This window comes from Caulobacter sp. GW821-FHT09A05 (assembly GCF_059418465.1).
Genome location: NZ_JBWKPX010000026.1, coordinates 41,089 through 55,577, shown reverse-complemented (window position 1 = coordinate 55,577; position 14,489 = coordinate 41,089). Strand labels below are relative to the sequence as shown.

The 14,489-nt window shown below is 69.4% G+C and carries 17 protein-coding genes; 10 read left to right on the top strand and 7 right to left on the bottom strand.

Going from position 1 to position 14,489, the window contains the following annotated elements:
* Positions 1-81: 81 nt before the first annotated feature.
* Positions 82-660: a helix-turn-helix transcriptional regulator gene (locus AC07NX_RS20370; protein ID WP_494644291.1), complete on the bottom strand. Its 579-nt coding sequence runs from the start codon at positions 658-660 to the stop codon at positions 82-84.
* 355 nt (positions 661-1,015) lie between these two features.
* Between AC07NX_RS20370 and AC07NX_RS20365 the strand changes: the two genes are divergently transcribed.
* The 10 genes from AC07NX_RS20365 to AC07NX_RS20320 all read left to right on the top strand — a co-directional run bounded on the left by AC07NX_RS20365 (position 1,016) and on the right by AC07NX_RS20320 (position 9,687).
* The gene (locus AC07NX_RS20365; protein ID WP_494644290.1) at positions 1,016-1,687 is read left to right on the top strand and encodes a hypothetical protein; all 672 of its coding nucleotides are present in this window, start codon (positions 1,016-1,018) and stop codon (positions 1,685-1,687) included.
* A gap of 112 nt (positions 1,688-1,799) precedes the next feature.
* Complete coding sequence (locus tag AC07NX_RS20360) at positions 1,800-2,384, top strand: hypothetical protein (protein ID WP_494644289.1); 585 nt, start codon at positions 1,800-1,802, stop codon at positions 2,382-2,384.
* A gap of 25 nt (positions 2,385-2,409) precedes the next feature.
* Positions 2,410-2,973, top strand: coding sequence for a hypothetical protein (locus AC07NX_RS20355; RefSeq protein ID WP_494644288.1), 564 nt, complete (start codon positions 2,410-2,412; stop codon positions 2,971-2,973).
* 24 nt (positions 2,974-2,997) lie between these two features.
* Positions 2,998-3,582: a hypothetical protein gene (locus AC07NX_RS20350; protein ID WP_494644287.1), complete on the top strand. Its 585-nt coding sequence runs from the start codon at positions 2,998-3,000 to the stop codon at positions 3,580-3,582.
* A 3-nt stretch (positions 3,583-3,585) separates the two neighbouring features.
* Positions 3,586-4,158, top strand: coding sequence for a hypothetical protein (locus tag AC07NX_RS20345; RefSeq protein ID WP_494644286.1), 573 nt, complete (start codon positions 3,586-3,588; stop codon positions 4,156-4,158).
* A gap of 12 nt (positions 4,159-4,170) precedes the next feature.
* On the top strand, positions 4,171-4,785 hold the full coding sequence (locus AC07NX_RS20340) for a hypothetical protein (RefSeq protein ID WP_494644284.1): 615 nt from the start codon (positions 4,171-4,173) through the stop codon (positions 4,783-4,785).
* The gene (locus AC07NX_RS20335; protein ID WP_494644283.1) at positions 4,782-5,363 is read left to right on the top strand and encodes a hypothetical protein; all 582 of its coding nucleotides are present in this window, start codon (positions 4,782-4,784) and stop codon (positions 5,361-5,363) included. The genes AC07NX_RS20340 and AC07NX_RS20335 overlap by 4 nt, the downstream gene beginning before the upstream one ends.
* Before the next feature lie 20 nt (positions 5,364-5,383).
* Positions 5,384-6,193 (top strand): fimbria/pilus periplasmic chaperone, encoded by an 810-nt coding sequence (locus tag AC07NX_RS20330; RefSeq protein ID WP_494644282.1) that lies wholly within the window; start codon positions 5,384-5,386, stop codon positions 6,191-6,193.
* On the top strand, positions 6,159-8,696 hold the full coding sequence (locus AC07NX_RS20325) for a fimbria/pilus outer membrane usher protein (RefSeq protein ID WP_494644281.1): 2,538 nt from the start codon (positions 6,159-6,161) through the stop codon (positions 8,694-8,696). The genes AC07NX_RS20330 and AC07NX_RS20325 overlap by 35 nt, the downstream gene beginning before the upstream one ends.
* A gap of 1 nt (position 8,697) precedes the next feature.
* Positions 8,698-9,687, top strand: a complete 990-nt coding sequence (locus AC07NX_RS20320) for a hypothetical protein (protein WP_494644280.1) — start codon at positions 8,698-8,700, stop codon at positions 9,685-9,687.
* Positions 9,688-9,777: 90 nt separating this feature from the next.
* Here AC07NX_RS20320 and AC07NX_RS20315 read toward each other — a convergent pair whose 3' ends face one another.
* The 6 genes from AC07NX_RS20315 to AC07NX_RS20290 form a co-directional block, all read right to left on the bottom strand.
* On the bottom strand, positions 9,778-10,179 hold the full coding sequence (locus tag AC07NX_RS20315; RefSeq protein ID WP_494644279.1) for a hypothetical protein: 402 nt from the start codon (positions 10,177-10,179) through the stop codon (positions 9,778-9,780).
* Positions 10,180-10,656: 477 nt separating this feature from the next.
* Positions 10,657-11,256: a helix-turn-helix transcriptional regulator gene (locus AC07NX_RS20310; RefSeq protein WP_494644278.1), complete on the bottom strand. Its 600-nt coding sequence runs from the start codon at positions 11,254-11,256 to the stop codon at positions 10,657-10,659.
* A gap of 300 nt (positions 11,257-11,556) precedes the next feature.
* Positions 11,557-12,081: an A24 family peptidase gene (locus AC07NX_RS20305; RefSeq protein ID WP_494644277.1), complete on the bottom strand. Its 525-nt coding sequence runs from the start codon at positions 12,079-12,081 to the stop codon at positions 11,557-11,559.
* Positions 12,071-13,030 carry a tetratricopeptide repeat protein gene (locus tag AC07NX_RS20300; RefSeq protein WP_494644275.1) on the bottom strand — a complete coding sequence of 320 codons (960 nt, stop codon included), beginning with the start codon at positions 13,028-13,030 and terminating at the stop codon, positions 12,071-12,073. The genes AC07NX_RS20305 and AC07NX_RS20300 overlap by 11 nt, the downstream gene beginning before the upstream one ends.
* Positions 13,030-13,539, bottom strand: a complete 510-nt coding sequence (locus AC07NX_RS20295) for a tetratricopeptide repeat protein (RefSeq protein ID WP_494644274.1) — start codon at positions 13,537-13,539, stop codon at positions 13,030-13,032. Before AC07NX_RS20295 ends, AC07NX_RS20300 begins: the two co-directional genes overlap by 1 nt.
* A 2-nt stretch (positions 13,540-13,541) precedes the next feature.
* A complete protein-coding gene (locus AC07NX_RS20290; protein WP_494644273.1) occupies positions 13,542-14,489 on the bottom strand; it encodes a type II secretion system F family protein in 948 nt (315 codons plus the stop codon).

Below are 14,489 nucleotides of genomic sequence, written 5' to 3'. Positions count from 1 at the left end.
CTCTCATTTGGCGGTTCGCGTCCGGATCGGCAACTCGCATCGACACGGCCCGGCCCCCCTGCGCCGGGGCTCCATAGCCCCTCAGGCGAAGATCTTGACGATCACCGCCAGGATTTCTTCCTTGGAGCGGACGTCCATCTTGCTGTGGATGTGCTTAATGTGGGTCCGCACGGTCAGGATCGAGATGGCCTTGCTGTCGGCGATCCGCTCGGCGCTCGCGCCCTCGATAATCAGTTGCAGGATCCGCGCCTCCATGGCGCTGAGACCGAACAGCCGCTCGAGCCGCGGGATATGGACCGGGGCCTCGAAATCCTTGAGCGTGATCACGACGGCCCGCTCGCCGTCCTCGTCGACCGGCCGCATGCGCAGCAGGAAGCGCCGGTCCTGCTCGGCCTCGATGAACTGGCAGATTTCCTCGCCCGCGAAGGCCTCGTCCAGCCGCTCGGTCAGGAACTGTTGGGTGCGACGGTCGACCCCGCCCAGCTTTCCCGCCCGGTCGACCAGGGGGCAGTCCCCGTGGAGCATCAGCGCCGCCGCCCTGGAACGCCAGAGCAGCAACCCTTGCGGGTCGACCACGATCCGGGCGACCTCGTCTTCGTCAAGACAGAACCTTATCGCCTCAAGATCGCGTAACGCGGCTAGCGAATGCGTGCCGTCCATGCCCTGCCCCTTCTCCCTGTCCGCCGGTCTTTGGCGCCGGCATCTAGCTGAACCCTTGTTTTCGGGTTCGTGCATTCCTTATCTAAACGCATATCGGGCAAGAATTTCCACAACCTAGGATTAATGAATACATAATAGCGTCGGTTTGACGCACGCTAAATGCACATGCCTCTTAACGCCCATATCCCTTAGAACATTTGCATTATTAAAGTCGCCATAACAAATGGACCCAGATCTGAATTCCCCATTCAGGCGAAACTACTACACATACCCAAGCTGGGGGATTTCACACAACTAGTTCTCTGCAATCGTCATCCAAGCATTAAGAACTTGTTAATTAAACAAGGGCTGGGCGATGGCAGACAAACGCACAATGGTTCCCCGGGCCCTGCGCTCGGAACGCAAGCCTCGAACGCTGGATTGGCTGATCGGCGGCGGCCTAGTCGTGCTGTCGGTGTTCGCCGCTGGCGCTGACCTGGCCCATGCGCAGGTCACGGCCTATGCCGGCGGGTCGCCCTCCAATATCGTGCTGTCCATCCCGGTCACCGCCTCGGTCGGCGGCCGCTGCGGCTTCGCCCCGGGCATGGCCCCCAGCGGCTCGACCGACGTGGGCGAAGTCAACAACGCCTTCTCGGCCGACTTTCCGTTCACGCTGGAATGCACCGTGCCGTTCCGGGCGGCGGTGATCTCGCAAAACGGCGGCCTGCTGGCCTCCAGCGTCGCGCCGCCGGCCGGCTACACCAACCTCGCGCCCTATCTGGTCGACCTCAACCTGGTCGGCGACCCCGGGGTCACCCCGGCCAGCGCCACCTGCGACACCGGCGACCTGAAGACCAGCTCCGGCGCGACCTGCGCCTTCAAGGGACCGGCCACCGCCAGCCAGGGGCTGCGCCTGGACGGCTCGTCCTACGACGTCTCCGGCTCGTACCTGCGGGTCCGCCGCGCCGCCTACGCCGGCGCGCAGATCCTGGCTGCGGCCAACACCTATGCGGATTCACTGACGGTGACGGTCAGCGTCTCGCCGTGACGCCCTTCCGGACCCGCTCCCCCAGCGGATCCGGTCGTCTTCCCGGGGGATTGGGGCGTCGCCCCGCAGAACGAAGCCGGTCCGCCGGCGCAACATTTGGGAGTGAAACGACATGAACAAGACGATCCTCATCGGCGCCGCCCTGCTGGGCCTCGCCGCCGCCCCGGCCGCCCTGGCCCAGACGGTCACCGGCACGGTCAATGTCACCGGCAGCGTCGCGGCCCGATGCGTCGTGATCACCGGCGGCAGCGGCTCCAGCTTCAGCGGCTCGATCCCGCTGGGCGAACTGGCCGGCACGGACGGCACGCTGTCCTCCACCCTGGCCGGCTCGACCAACGCCAGCCCCGGCGGCTCGACCCAGTTCCGGATCAACTGCAACAGCGCCGCGCCCAAGGTGACCCTGAGCTCGACCCGGCTGGCCCTGGACCCGACCGCCACCGCCCCCGCCGGCTACGCCAACGTCATCGACTACACCGCCGCGCTGGACGCCGCCCTGGCCAACGGCTCGACCCAGACGGTCAGCTACGTCACCGCCGCCGCCCTGCCCGCGGCCACGGTCCAGTCGCTGTCCGACAGCCTGGCCAACAGCGCCAACAACCTGACGGTCAAGGCCTACGCCCTGAACACCGCGTCGGGCGCGCTGCTGATGGCCGGCAACTATTCGAGCGTCATCTCCATCACCATCGAACCCGTCTGACCCACCGGGCGACAGGAGCACGATCATGCGACATCCGATCATCCTGTCCGTCGCCGCGGCGAGCCTCGTGCTCGCCTGCGGCGCGGGCGCGGCCCTGGCCCAGACGGCGACGGGCACGGTGCAGGTCAACGGCACGGTGGCCAACCGCTGCCTGTTCGTGACCGGCGACGTGGTGCTGGACCTGGGCGAACTGTCCCTGCTGGCCGGCGACAGCGCCGCCATCGGCAGGCTGGACGGCGCCAAGCTGACCAGTCGGACCGCCAACCTGAACGGCTGGTGCAACGGGGTGTCGGCCAGCATGGCCGTCGAAGCCCTGCCGATCCTCAACACCAGCTTCACCGACGCCGCCCCCACCGGCTTCGACCGTCGCGTCGACTACACGGCCACGGCCACGGCCTCGCCGGCCAGCGGAGCGGTCTCGGCCAGCGACAGCACCCTGGCCGCCGGCGGCGGCGCGGGCAGCACGACGGGCGTCTTCAGCAGCGACATCGTCGTCAGCTTCGCCGACCCGAGCACCCCGACCGGCGGCCGGCTGGTGGCGGGATCCTACACCGGCTCGGTGATCGTCACGCTGTCCCCCGCCACCTGAACCCGCGCCGCCAAGGAGGTCGCCATGATCCAGCATCGAACCATCGGACTCCCGGCGACCGCCCTGGCCCTCGCCGTGTCCCTGGCCGCCACCTCGGCCAGGGCGCAGGACCCGGCCCGGGGCAACGTCGGACTGGACGCCCAGGTCAGCCAGATCTGCGTGCTGGGCGAGCCGAACCCGGCGGGCCTGGCGCTGGGCCAGATCTCCGAGGCCTCGGGCACCCGGGTCGGGCGGCTGGCGGCGATCGCCGCCCAGACGATCCAGCTGCCGGGGACCTTCTGCAACTACGGCGGCGCGGCCCTGGCCATCAGCGCCTCGCCGCTGGCGGTGACCAGCGGCGCCGCCCAGGCCGGCTTCACCGGCGCGGTCGACTACACCTGCTCGATCAGCGCCTGGGGCGCGACGGCCGCCACGGTCCGCACCAGCGCGACCAACGCCGCCGGCGACGGCGCTCGCTCGACCAGCGCGGCGCCGAAGGCGACCGACCTGACCCTGGTGGTCTCGGACTTCGCCACCGCCACCGACGACCTGCTGCAGCCGGGCGCCTACCTGGCCCTGGTCACCATCACCCTCGGGCCCGACGCGGGCCTGACCGCGTCGGGGAGCTGAGCCATGCACCGCGCCCTGTCCTTCTTCATCGCGCCGCCGGCCTTCCTGGTCCTGGCCGTCGCGGCCCACGCCCAGACCGTCGGCCCCTCGGACTCCGCCGGACCGATCCAGATCACCGCCACCGTGCCCAACAACGTCTGCACGCTGGGCTCGCTCAGCGACGGCGACAACCTGTTCGACGTGGGCGTGCTGATCGACACCGCCACGGGCCTGCTGCGCCCCGACCTGTCGGCGCCGCCCAAGGTGCTGACCGGAACCCAGTGCAGCTCGCGCAGCCAGCTGACCATCGCCGCCACCCCGATGACCGCCCAGGCCTTCGTGACCACGCCGCCGTCCGGCTTCTCGCGCGGGGTCGACTATACGGCCACGGCCTCGGGCTGGACCCCCATCGACGCCCGCTATTCGACCGGGGCGACCGCCAACGCCGCCGCCGCGCAGATCCGCGAAACGGCGGGCGCCGCCGACATCACGATCAGCCTGTCGGGCTTCGCCACCGCCGGCGGACCGGCCCTGCGCCCGGTCGCCGACGACACCTACCAGGGCGCGGTCGTCGTCACCCTGGCCGCGGCCAGCTGAAGGAGGACGATCATGCGCGACAACCGATCCCTCGCCGCCGCCACCCTGGTCATGGCCTCGGCCGTCACCGTGCTGCTGGTCGGACAGCTGGCCAAGGCCCAGACCAACGACAACGTCCGCGACATGGTGGTGCGCGGCCGGGTCCCCAAGGTCTGCACCCTCGCCACGCCCACCTTGAGCTCGGGCAGCCTGGTCAATTTCAGGACCCTGAACGGCTCCAGCCTCGAGGTCGACGCCCTGACCGATCCAGTCACGCTGTCGACCCGCGCGGCCTCCGCCCAGGTGACCTTCGCCGCCGTGTGCAACTACGCCCACCAGATCGTGCTGGAGAGCCAGAACAACGGCCTGTGGCGCTCCGAGCTGGGCCTGACCCCGGCCCCGACGGGCTTCAGCGACGCGGTGCCCTACACCGCCACCCTGACCTGGGGGCCGGTCAGCAACACCGTCCAGGCCGACGCCAGCGCCCGCCAGATCCGCGACAGCGCCCAGGCGGTCGACCAGCCGGTCGTCGGCGACATCGTCCTGCGGCTGGATATCCAGCCCGGGGCCACGAACCTGCAGACCAATGCGCCGCTGGTGTCGGGCGTCTATCGCGACACCCTCAGGCTGACGGTGGAACCCCAATGAAAACCGCCCTCGTCCTCGCCCCGCTCGTCCTTGGCGCCGTGCTCGGCACGGCCGTCCCGGTCCAGGCCCAGACCGCCTCGGCCGGGGACCGGGCCAGCAATTCGCTGGACCTGTTCGGCGTCGCGCCCAGCGCCTGCGTGCTGTCGCCGCCTTCGAGCGCCGCCGGAACCAACGCCAGCTTCAGCGCCGAGGGCGCCCAGGGCGTGGTGCGCTTCACCCAGTTCATCGACCCGCAGACCGCCCAGCCGCGCGACGCCGTGATCAGCCTCGGCTTCCCGGTGGTCTGCAACTCGGCGCACCGCCTGGTGGTGCGCACCGACGGCGCCGGCCTGGCGCGCACGGCGGGGCCGGCGCCGGCCACCGGCTTCCGCGACAGCCTGGGCTTCCAGCTGTCGGCCGACTGGGCGGGCCTGACCGCCACCGGGCCCAGCACCTCTCTCACCCCCATCAGCCTGCAGACCGCGAACGGCGCGGCCGGACTGATGAACCTCACTGTCAACATCACCGGCGGGGGCGCGCCGATGGTCGCCGGCGACTACGCGGGAACGCTGGTCGTCGAAATCGAAGCCTCGAACTGAAACCCAGGAGCGGACCCCTAATGTTGCGTTCGAACACCTATCGCAGGCGTTGGCTGGGAGCGGTCACCGCCGCCAGCCTCGCGCTGACCGGCGTGGCCGGAACGGGGACGCCCTTGCTGGGCGGCGCCGCCCTGGCCATGACCGTCCAGCCGGTCGTCATCGACCTCAAGCCCACCGGGCGCGGCATGTCGCAGATCGTGACCGTGCAGAACACCTTCGCCAACCCGTTGCCGGTGGAGCTGCGCGCCGAGGAGCTGACCTTCGACGAAAAGGGCGCTCATCCGGGCGACACCCAGACCAACGACCTGCTGATCTTTCCGCCCCAGGCGGTGATCCAGCCCGGCGAAACCCAGTCGTTCCGGATCCAGTGGGTCGGCGACCCGGCCCTGGCCCAGAGCAAGCACTATTACGTCACCGTCGCCCAGATGCCGGTGAAGCTGCCCGAAGGTCAGTCGGCCATCCAGATCCTGTACAATTTCCAGGTCCTGGCCAGCGTGGCCCCCACCGGCGGCAAGCCGAAGCTGACGCTGTCGAAGTCGGAGATCGGCGCGGACGCCAACGGCAAGCCGATCCCGATCGTCTACGTCGCCGGCTCGTCCAACACCCACGGCTACCTGTCCCGCGGACGGCTGAAGATCACCGAGAAGGACGCCGCGGGAAAGGTCGTCTTCCAGCGAACCCTTCCCGGTCCCGAGATCCAGCAGACGATCGGCTTCGGCCTGATCGCCCCCGGTCAAACACGGCGGATCGCCGTTCCCATCGAACTGCCGCTGACGGCGGCAGCAGGAGGCTCCCTTGAGGCTCAATTCTCGTCCGATGAAGGGCGCTAGGACGCGCGCCCGGCGGCGCTGGCTGCTCGCCGGCTGCCTGGTCGCCGCCGCGACCCCGGTCGCGGCCGTGGCCGAACCGATCCCCTACCTCGCGATCGCGCAGGAACCCACCGGCGCGCCGTCGAACAGCGCGGCCACCTCGGCCGACGTCCTGCGCCGGCTGAACCCCACGGGCCGCGACGTGAACCTGACGGTGCCGTTGAAGGACGGCGACTTCTATCTCGGCGACATGCCGCTGACGATCTCGGCCGACGGCCAGTTGTCGATGCCGTCCGAACGGCTGCTGGGCCTGCTGGCCCCGCTGCTGGACGCCGCGTCGGTGGCGGCCCTGCGCTCGGCCTTCAACGGCCGCGCCCTGGTCGGACCGGAGGCGGTCACCCACGCCCAGCTGCAGATGACCTACGACCCCAAGGCCCTGGAGCTGCGGATCAACATCCCGCCGGAGCTGAAGGTCGTGCGCAGCCTGCAGGTCACCCCCATGGACCATGCGACCATGGGCAGCTTCACCCCGCCGGCCGGCGTCAGCGGCTACCTGAACATCCGCGGCTCGGTCGACTATGTGGAGCAGGGGATCGACAACGGGCTGGGCGACCCGACCTTCCTGCTCGACAGCGCCATTCGCCTGAGCGGCCTGGTGCTGGAGAACGAGGCGGTCTGGCAGCCGGGCGGGCGCAACGACTACCAGCGCCTGGGCACCCGCGTGGTCTATGACGACCTCAAGCACACCGCCCGCTGGACCTTCGGCGACCTGCAGGCGACCAGCCGCGGCTTCCAGTCGGCGCCGGACATCGCGGGGATCTCGATCTTCCGCTCCTACAGCGTGCTGGCGCCCCAGACGATCGCCCGGCCCCGCGGCCGGGAGAGCTTCACCCTGGCGCGCCCCTCGGACGTCAGCGTGATCCTCAACAACCAGCTGACCCGTCGGCTGCACCTGGATCCGGGCCGCTACAACGTGCGCGACTTCCCGTTCGCCCAGGGCTCCAACGACGTGCGCCTGGTGGTCGAGGACGACACCGGACGGCGCGAGACCCTGCAGTTCAACGTCTTCTTCGACCGCGCCCAGCTGGATCCGGGCCTGTCGGAGTTCGGCGCCTACGCCGGCGTCAAGGCGCCGCTGCTGGCCGACGGTCCCGACTACACCCAGAACTGGACCTTCAGCGGTTTCTACCGGCGGGGCATCACCGACCGGGTGACCCTGGGCGTCAACGGCCAGGGCGACGAGGACACCGTCATGGCCGGGTTCGAGGGCCTGTTCGGCCTGCCGGTGGGCACGCTGGGCGTCGACTTCGCCCTGTCGCACATCGACGGCTTCGGCTCGGGCTATGCGACGACGGTCACCCTGCAGCGGCTGTTCCAGTTCGCCGGCGGCCGCGCCGACTCCCTGAACCTGTCGTTCGAGAGCCGCAGCCGCGACTTCGGGCCGGTGGGGACCTTCATCCCCGACAACCGCTACGCCTACGAACTGGGGATCGGCTATTCGCACGCCTTCAGCGACGCGATCTACGCCAGTTTCGACGGCCGCTATTCGCATGGCCGCGACCAGTTCCCCGATTCCAGCTCCTACCGGGCCGGCATGGGGTACCGCCTGACCTCGAACCTCGCCCTGACCGCCAACCTGATGTACGACGACGTGCCCGGACGGCGCGAAACCACCGCCTTCATCTCGCTGTCCTGGCAGTTCTCGGACAATTCCAGCTTCAGGGCCGAATATGACGGCCGCGACGATCGCGCGCGGCTCGTCTACCAGACCCTGCACGGCCAGGGGGTGGGCTCGTACAACGGCTATGGCGAGGTCTCGCGCTCGCCGACCGACGCGGCGTTCAACGGCAGCTTCAACTACATCGCCAACCGCGCCGAGCTGGGCCTGTCGCACTTCACGGCGTTCGACGGCCCCGACAACGGCCGCACCTCGCTGCGGGTCGGGACCTCCCTGGGCTTCGCCGACGGCGCGGCCTCGATCGGCCGCCCGATCTACGACAGCTTCGCGATCGTCCAGGGCCACAAAAGCCTGAAGGGCGCCGACATCACGGTGAACCCGACGCCGTTCGGCTACACCGCCAACACCGGCGCCCTGGGCACCGCGCTGGAGACCAATCTCAGCGCCTATGCCGAACGGACCATCACGGTCGACGCGCCCAACGCGCCGGCGGGCTACGATCTCGGCTCGGGCTCGTTCCGGATGTTCCCGCCCTACCGGTCGGGCTACCGGCTGGTGGTGGGGTCGGACTATTCGATCACCGCGGTCGGCCGGCTGCTGGACGGCGACGGCCAGCCCCTGGCCCTGATCTCGGGTTCCGCCACGGAAGTGGCCAAGCCCGGCCAGCCGGCGGTCGTGCTGTTCACCAATCGCATCGGCCGCTTCGGCGCCTCGGGCCTGCGTCCGGGCCGCTGGCGGATCGAGATGGGGACCACGCCCCCCACCGTCTATTTCCTCGACGTCCCCGCCAGCGCGGAGGGTTTCGTCAAGGCCGGCGACCTCAAGCCCAGCGTCTCGGGAGGCTGACATGAAACGCGGCATCAGCATGCTGATCCTGGGGCTCGCCACCGGCGCCGCCTCGCTGACGGCCCACGCCGTCCAGGCCCAGTGCGTGATCTTCGACCCCGTGGTGCTGTCGGGCACGTTCGACCCGTTCAATCCCAGCGGCACGACGGTCCAGACCGTGACCATCACGGCCCGGCGCCCGTCGGCCGTGGGCGGCAAGAAGACGCAGGAGGTCAACTTCATCTACCTGCGCCGCCCGGACACGCCCGCCAGCCTGGCCATTGTCCAGACCTCGACCGGCGGCCAGATCCTGGAGAACCCGCCCGGCCACGTGCTCGACCCCAACAACGTCAATCCCAACGAGGTCGAGCTGAACTTCGGCGGCGTCGGCCAGCCCGACGTGAAGACCTTCGTCGTGACGATCACCGTGCCCAGCGGCGCGGACCTGGCGGCGGGGACCACCGACCTGTTCGTCGACCAGAAATATTACTGCAAGCGCACCGGCGGGGCGGCCGACGAGTCCGGCGTGATCCCCAATTCGCTGGACATCCGGATCAACGTGCTCAGCGCCCTGCAGGCCAGCTTCGTCGGCCCCGCTCTCGACTTCGGCGAGATCGGCGGCTTGACCACGGCCGCCCTGCCCGCGACCCCCAACTCGGTCAAGCAGCGGACGGGCAATGTGCGGGTGGCCAGTTCGGGGCCCTATTCGGTGGCCCTGACCTCGGCCAACCAGTTCCAGATGACCTATCCCGGCGGCAGCCTGGCCACGGCCAACCAGCGCATTCCCTACCAGCTGGATTTCCTGGGCCAGACCAGGACCACCGCCTCGCCGACCTTCAGCACGGTGACGTGCCAGCGGGCCGGCCTGAGCGGCCAGTACCTGGCCGTCACGCCCACCCTTCTGGAAGGCGGCGCGGGCAAGGTCCCCGCGCCCAACTACCAGGACATCCTGACCGTCACGGTGACCCCTCTCGCCGTGCCGCCAGCGACGACGCCCGTGGCTTGCATGTAGTCGTTCCCGCGGCGGCGATCGCCAACTGAACCCCGCCGGACCCGGTCCGGCGGGGTTCTTTCTGTCTGGACGACGGCCCGGAGCGCGACGTCAGAGGGCGGTGATGCGCAGCGACAGGTCGCCGACCTGGCCCGCGTCGGCGCCGGGATCCAGGCGCAACACGTGCGACCGCGAGGCCGCGGTCGCGGAATGGCTGATCAGGGTCTGGCCCGAGGCCGACAGCTGGATCTTCTGCCCGTCGACATAGACCGCGGCGCCGCTCAGGCCCTGGGCGTGCGACAGCCAGACGTCGTAGCCGGCGGCGCTGTTGCAGAACTCGGTCATCCTGCCCAGGTCGGTGGCCTGGTCGGCCGAGGCGCTGCTGGCCTGCAGGTCCACCCGGCAGATGACCGGTACATGGCCCTCGAGACGAAGCTCGTAGCTATTGGGCGCGGCGACCGCGCTGGAGGCGAGACCGAGGAAGGCCACGGCTGCCATAATCTTCGTGCGCATTGCAAACCCCGAGAGAGAAGATGATGGGAGGATCATCCGACGCGGAGGGTTAAGCAGCGCACCCTAAAGCATGGTAAACAGATTTCCTAATAAGGACGATAGATTGTCGCAACTAAATACTAGATAAGTAAAATGAAATAGGTAAATCGCAATAATACATACTTACTATATCCATGTCAGGAAATATCCCGGCCTGGCGAGAGCCGGAATCGCGCGGCGGCTCGGGAGGCGCCGGCGTATGACCGGCGTCGGATCGAGGTGGTGGGGGTGCTGAACCTCGATCCGACGCTCGGCGGGCGGAGCGCGCCGCTGGAGTTCACCGATGACGTTGCGGACCACATCGATGAGCCGGTCATATCGCTGCAGACTATACCGGGAGGGTTTTCATCTGGCGACCTAGTAACATTACCATCTATTCAACACCCACCAATAATGCAGCTTAGTTAATTTCGGAAATAAATCACAAAAATTTATCGATCACTCCAATACGTCGGCCGAGGAAAGCACCGAGACCAGCTCAGCTTGACGGTGGACGCCGACTTTGACCATGGCCGAAGCCATCTGAACCCGCAGAGTATTGATGCTGACGCCCCGCTCCGCGGCGATCTCGGCCGGTTCGCGGCCCTGGGCGACCCGGGAGACGATCTCGGCCTCGGCGGGCGAGAAATTAAACATCATCCGGGCCCGTTCGACCGCGTGGGGGGAGGAACGCCCCACCTCGCGCACGGTGATCAGGGCGCAGCGGAAGTTGCTGTCGTCGGCGGCGAACGGCTCGATCAGCAGGACCAGCGGCTTCTGGCTGCGCGAGCGGTGGATCAGCATGGCGCCCGGCCGCCCCAGGCGGACGGCCGCGGCGATCCGGCTGCGAAGCCCTTCGGCCTCGAAGTCGTTCTCGGCGTTCAGCAGGCCGCCCTTCTCGCCCAGCCCGTCGCCGTGCTGGACATAGCTCCAGGCCAGGTCGTTGGCGGCGTAGACGCAGCCCTCGCTGTCGGCGACGATCACGCCGAAGTTCACCAGGTTGAGGATGGCGTTAGCCACGTGCGCCTCGAAGACGCCGCGCTCAACTTCTGAATCCACGACCTCGATCATCTTGATCAATCCCATCTGCGGCACCCACGCTGTTTTTACGCGTTCGCGGCTTGCCGGGTCACTTTAAGTACTTCCAGGTGCAAATCGATAGTTGTGTAATTAAATTTGCATCTTTTCGTATATAAGTGCCCGATATGCTCTGATCGCTTCCAATCAGCATTGGATATTATTTCTTCACTGCAATCGTACCCTGGATTGGGTAGTTAAATATTGTAATACAGATCGAAATCACTTCGGTTCACGGGAGAAGTTCGCCTACTACAGTACATATACGCAAAAGCCGTATGTTCAGTTCAGATGGCCCAGATCGATATGGACCAGGTGCTGGGTGATGGTGAACAGCCCCGCGTTCCAGCCCGCATAGATCGCGCCGGCGGCGATGGCCACGCCGTAGGGCACGCCGGGGCGCAGCCGCGGCCAGCCGGCGGCCGTCAGCGCCGTCGCATAGGGGCGCGCGGTCAGGGCCAGCAGGGCCAGGGCGCCGCCCGCCACGGCGGTCGACACCAGCAGCAGCAGCATGTGGTCCAGCCCCGTGAACAGGGCGGCGGCGGCCAGCAGCTTGACGTCCCCCGCGCCCACCAGCCGGGCCGCGAACATGGGAAACCCGATCGCCAGGGCCAGGGCCATGGCGCCCAGGGACGCGACCCAGGACGCGACCGGCCATCCGAACGGCAGGCCGGCCAGGAAGAGGCCGGCGATGGCCAGCACGGACCAGTTCGGGATCCTGCGGCGCCAGGCGTCGTTGCCGGCCGCTATGAGCAGCAGAGCCGCGTAGGCGCCCGCCCAGACCAGGCGTCCATAGTCAGTTTCCATGGCCGGCCTCCCCGCTCGCCGCCGGCGCATCGGGCGCCGGCCGGTCCGGACGCTGGTCCTGGGCCTTGAGGCTCAAGGCCAGGCGACGGTTCTCGCCGGCCTTGGGATAGTAGGTCCTGCGCGCCTTGCTGGCCTGGTCGAGCAAGCCGACGGAGGCGTCATAGTCGCCCCGCAGCAGGGCCGCGAAGCCGGCGTTGTTGAGCAGGGCGGCGGGATCGTCGCCGCCCGACCCGCGCGACGAGGCCCGGACGTAGTCCCCCCGCAGCGCCAGGACCAGGCGCAGGTTGTTCCTGGCGGCGGCCAGGTCGGGCTTCTTCTCCAGCGCGGCGACCAGATCGGCCGAGGCCTCCGCCAGCCGACCCTGCAGCAGTCGCGAATAGCCCCGGTTGTTGAGCGCCTGGGCGTCGCGGCCGGACGCGTCCAGGGCGTGGGCATAGGCGTCCTCGGCCGCCGCCCAGTCATGACGGCGGTCGGACTCGCGGCCCAGGCCGTTCCAGGCGCGCCAGAGGCGGGGATCCGCGACCACGGCGGCCCGCAGCGCCTGCAGCGCGGCGTCCGAGCGTCCCAGGGCCGACAGGGCCAGCCCCTCGCCCTGCCGGGCGCGCGGGCTCGAGGGATCGCCGGCCGGAACCTGGGCGAAGGTCGCCAGGGCGGCCTGGGCGTCGCCCCGCGCCAGGCTGGTCTCGCCCAGCAGGGTCAGCAGGCGCGGATCCCGGCCGCCGGCGACCAGGGCCTGGCCCAGGAGGCTGGAGGCGTCGACGAGGCGGCCCTCGGCCAGGGCGGCCTCGACCGCCGCCGCCGTCGCCTCGCGGGTCGCCGGATCGACGACCGGCGCGACGGCGGGCAAGGCGGCCGGCTTGGCGCGCCCCCAGCCGCCGGCCGCGGCGCCGGGCGTGGCGGCCAGCAGCAGGACGCAACCGGCGGCGGCGGCGAACAGGGTCCGGGCCATCAGGGTCTCCTTGCCGAGATCGCGCCGCCACCCGCGGCGCCAGGGCCGGCCGGGAGACCCCCGGCCAGGAGCGGTCCGGTCTCGGGGACCACGCGTCCGCTCAGCCGGGCCGAATAGGCCATGTTGTGCGCGACGATCGACGAGGTGGGATCGGCCGCCAGCGCGCGGGCGTAGTAGCGGGCGCTGAGATCGAACCGCCCCAACTTGTCGTAGATCACCCCCTGGGCGTTGAGCACGCGCGCATCCGCCGGCGCGCGGACCGCCGCGACCTGCAGCACCTCCAGCGCCAGGGCGTAGTCGCGGACCCGGATGGCCTCGGCGGCCCGGGCGTACAACCGATTGACCACCGCGGCGGGGTCGGGCGGGACCAGGCCAGGGGCGGGGGCGGCTCGGACCTCGGCGACCTGAGGTCCCGGCCGGACCAGGTTCGCCACCCCGCGCCAGACCACGCAGCCACACAGGCCGGGGAGCAGGGCGCAACAGACAGTCGTCAACAGCAGGCGGCGCATGGTCAATGCCTCTTGAGGGCGGGAAGCAGGTTGTGGGCGACGTCCAGGCCGGCCGGCAGCAGCAGGGCCGTGACGATCACGGGGAGGATGCAGGCCACCAGCGGCAGGGTCAGCAGCACGGGGATGCGCATGGCCTTCTCCTCGCCGCGCAGGAACCGCCGCTCGCGCATTTCGGCCGAATAGGTGCGCAGGGTCTGGCCGATGCTGGCGCCCAGGCTGTCGGTCTGGATCATCAGGGCGGAAAAGGCGCGCAGGGCGTCGACATTGACCCGCTCGCTCATCCGCCGCAGGGCGTCGGGGCGGGACCGCCCCGCGCGCAGTTCCTGCGAGACGCGGCCGAACTCGAAGGCGATATCGCGATGCGAAGTGGTGATTTCCTGCGACACCCGCACGAAGGCCGCGTCGAAGCCCAGGCCCGCCTCGATGCAGACCACCATCAGGTCCAGGGCGTCGGGGAACTGGTTCTCCAGCCGCTCGCGCCGGCCGGCGGCGCGCAGGTCCACGAAGATCGCCGGCCCGACCAGGCCGACGCCGCACGCCACCAGGGTGGCCACGACCATCTGCAGCCCGGTGATCGGCGCCGAGGACAGCTTCTGCGAAACGAGCAGCAGAAGCGGCAGGCCCAGGGCCAGGCTCACGCGGATCAGGGCGTACCAGGCCGGCGCGGACGGCGCGGGAAAGCCGGCCTCGGCCAGGGTGCGGGCCAGGCGCGAGGGCTGGTCCTTCTTGGCCGCCGGCAGGCGGGCCTGCACCCAGAACAACAGGGGATTGGCCGACCGGACGGCCTTGAGCAGCCGCTCGTCCGGCCCGCCCCGAACCGCTGCCGGTCCGTCCTTCACCCGGCGGCGGATCAAGGCGCCTTGATCCAGGCGCCAGAGCAGGGCCAGCGCGCCGCTGACGACCGCCAGGAAGACCCCGACCTGCAGTCCAATGCTCAGCACGGCGTCCAT

Coding starts and splice junctions, on each gene's coding strand:
- AC07NX_RS20370 (WP_494644291.1), bottom strand. CDS start 660: ATGGACGGCACGCATTCGCTAGCCGCGTTACGCGATCTTGAGGCGATA.
- AC07NX_RS20365 (WP_494644290.1), top strand. CDS start 1,016: ATGGCAGACAAACGCACAATGGTTCCCCGGGCCCTGCGCTCGGAACGC.
- AC07NX_RS20360 (WP_494644289.1), top strand. CDS start 1,800: ATGAACAAGACGATCCTCATCGGCGCCGCCCTGCTGGGCCTCGCCGCC.
- AC07NX_RS20355 (WP_494644288.1), top strand. CDS start 2,410: ATGCGACATCCGATCATCCTGTCCGTCGCCGCGGCGAGCCTCGTGCTC.
- AC07NX_RS20350 (WP_494644287.1), top strand. CDS start 2,998: ATGATCCAGCATCGAACCATCGGACTCCCGGCGACCGCCCTGGCCCTC.
- AC07NX_RS20345 (WP_494644286.1), top strand. CDS start 3,586: ATGCACCGCGCCCTGTCCTTCTTCATCGCGCCGCCGGCCTTCCTGGTC.
- AC07NX_RS20340 (WP_494644284.1), top strand. CDS start 4,171: ATGCGCGACAACCGATCCCTCGCCGCCGCCACCCTGGTCATGGCCTCG.
- AC07NX_RS20335 (WP_494644283.1), top strand. CDS start 4,782: ATGAAAACCGCCCTCGTCCTCGCCCCGCTCGTCCTTGGCGCCGTGCTC.
- AC07NX_RS20330 (WP_494644282.1), top strand. CDS start 5,384: ATGTTGCGTTCGAACACCTATCGCAGGCGTTGGCTGGGAGCGGTCACC.
- AC07NX_RS20320 (WP_494644280.1), top strand. CDS start 8,698: ATGAAACGCGGCATCAGCATGCTGATCCTGGGGCTCGCCACCGGCGCC.
- AC07NX_RS20315 (WP_494644279.1), bottom strand. CDS start 10,179: ATGCGCACGAAGATTATGGCAGCCGTGGCCTTCCTCGGTCTCGCCTCC.
- AC07NX_RS20305 (WP_494644277.1), bottom strand. CDS start 12,081: ATGGAAACTGACTATGGACGCCTGGTCTGGGCGGGCGCCTACGCGGCT.
- AC07NX_RS20300 (WP_494644275.1), bottom strand. CDS start 13,030: ATGGCCCGGACCCTGTTCGCCGCCGCCGCCGGTTGCGTCCTGCTGCTG.
- AC07NX_RS20295 (WP_494644274.1), bottom strand. CDS start 13,539: ATGCGCCGCCTGCTGTTGACGACTGTCTGTTGCGCCCTGCTCCCCGGC.
- AC07NX_RS20290 (WP_494644273.1), bottom strand. CDS start 14,489: ATGGACGCCGTGCTGAGCATTGGACTGCAGGTCGGGGTCTTCCTGGCG.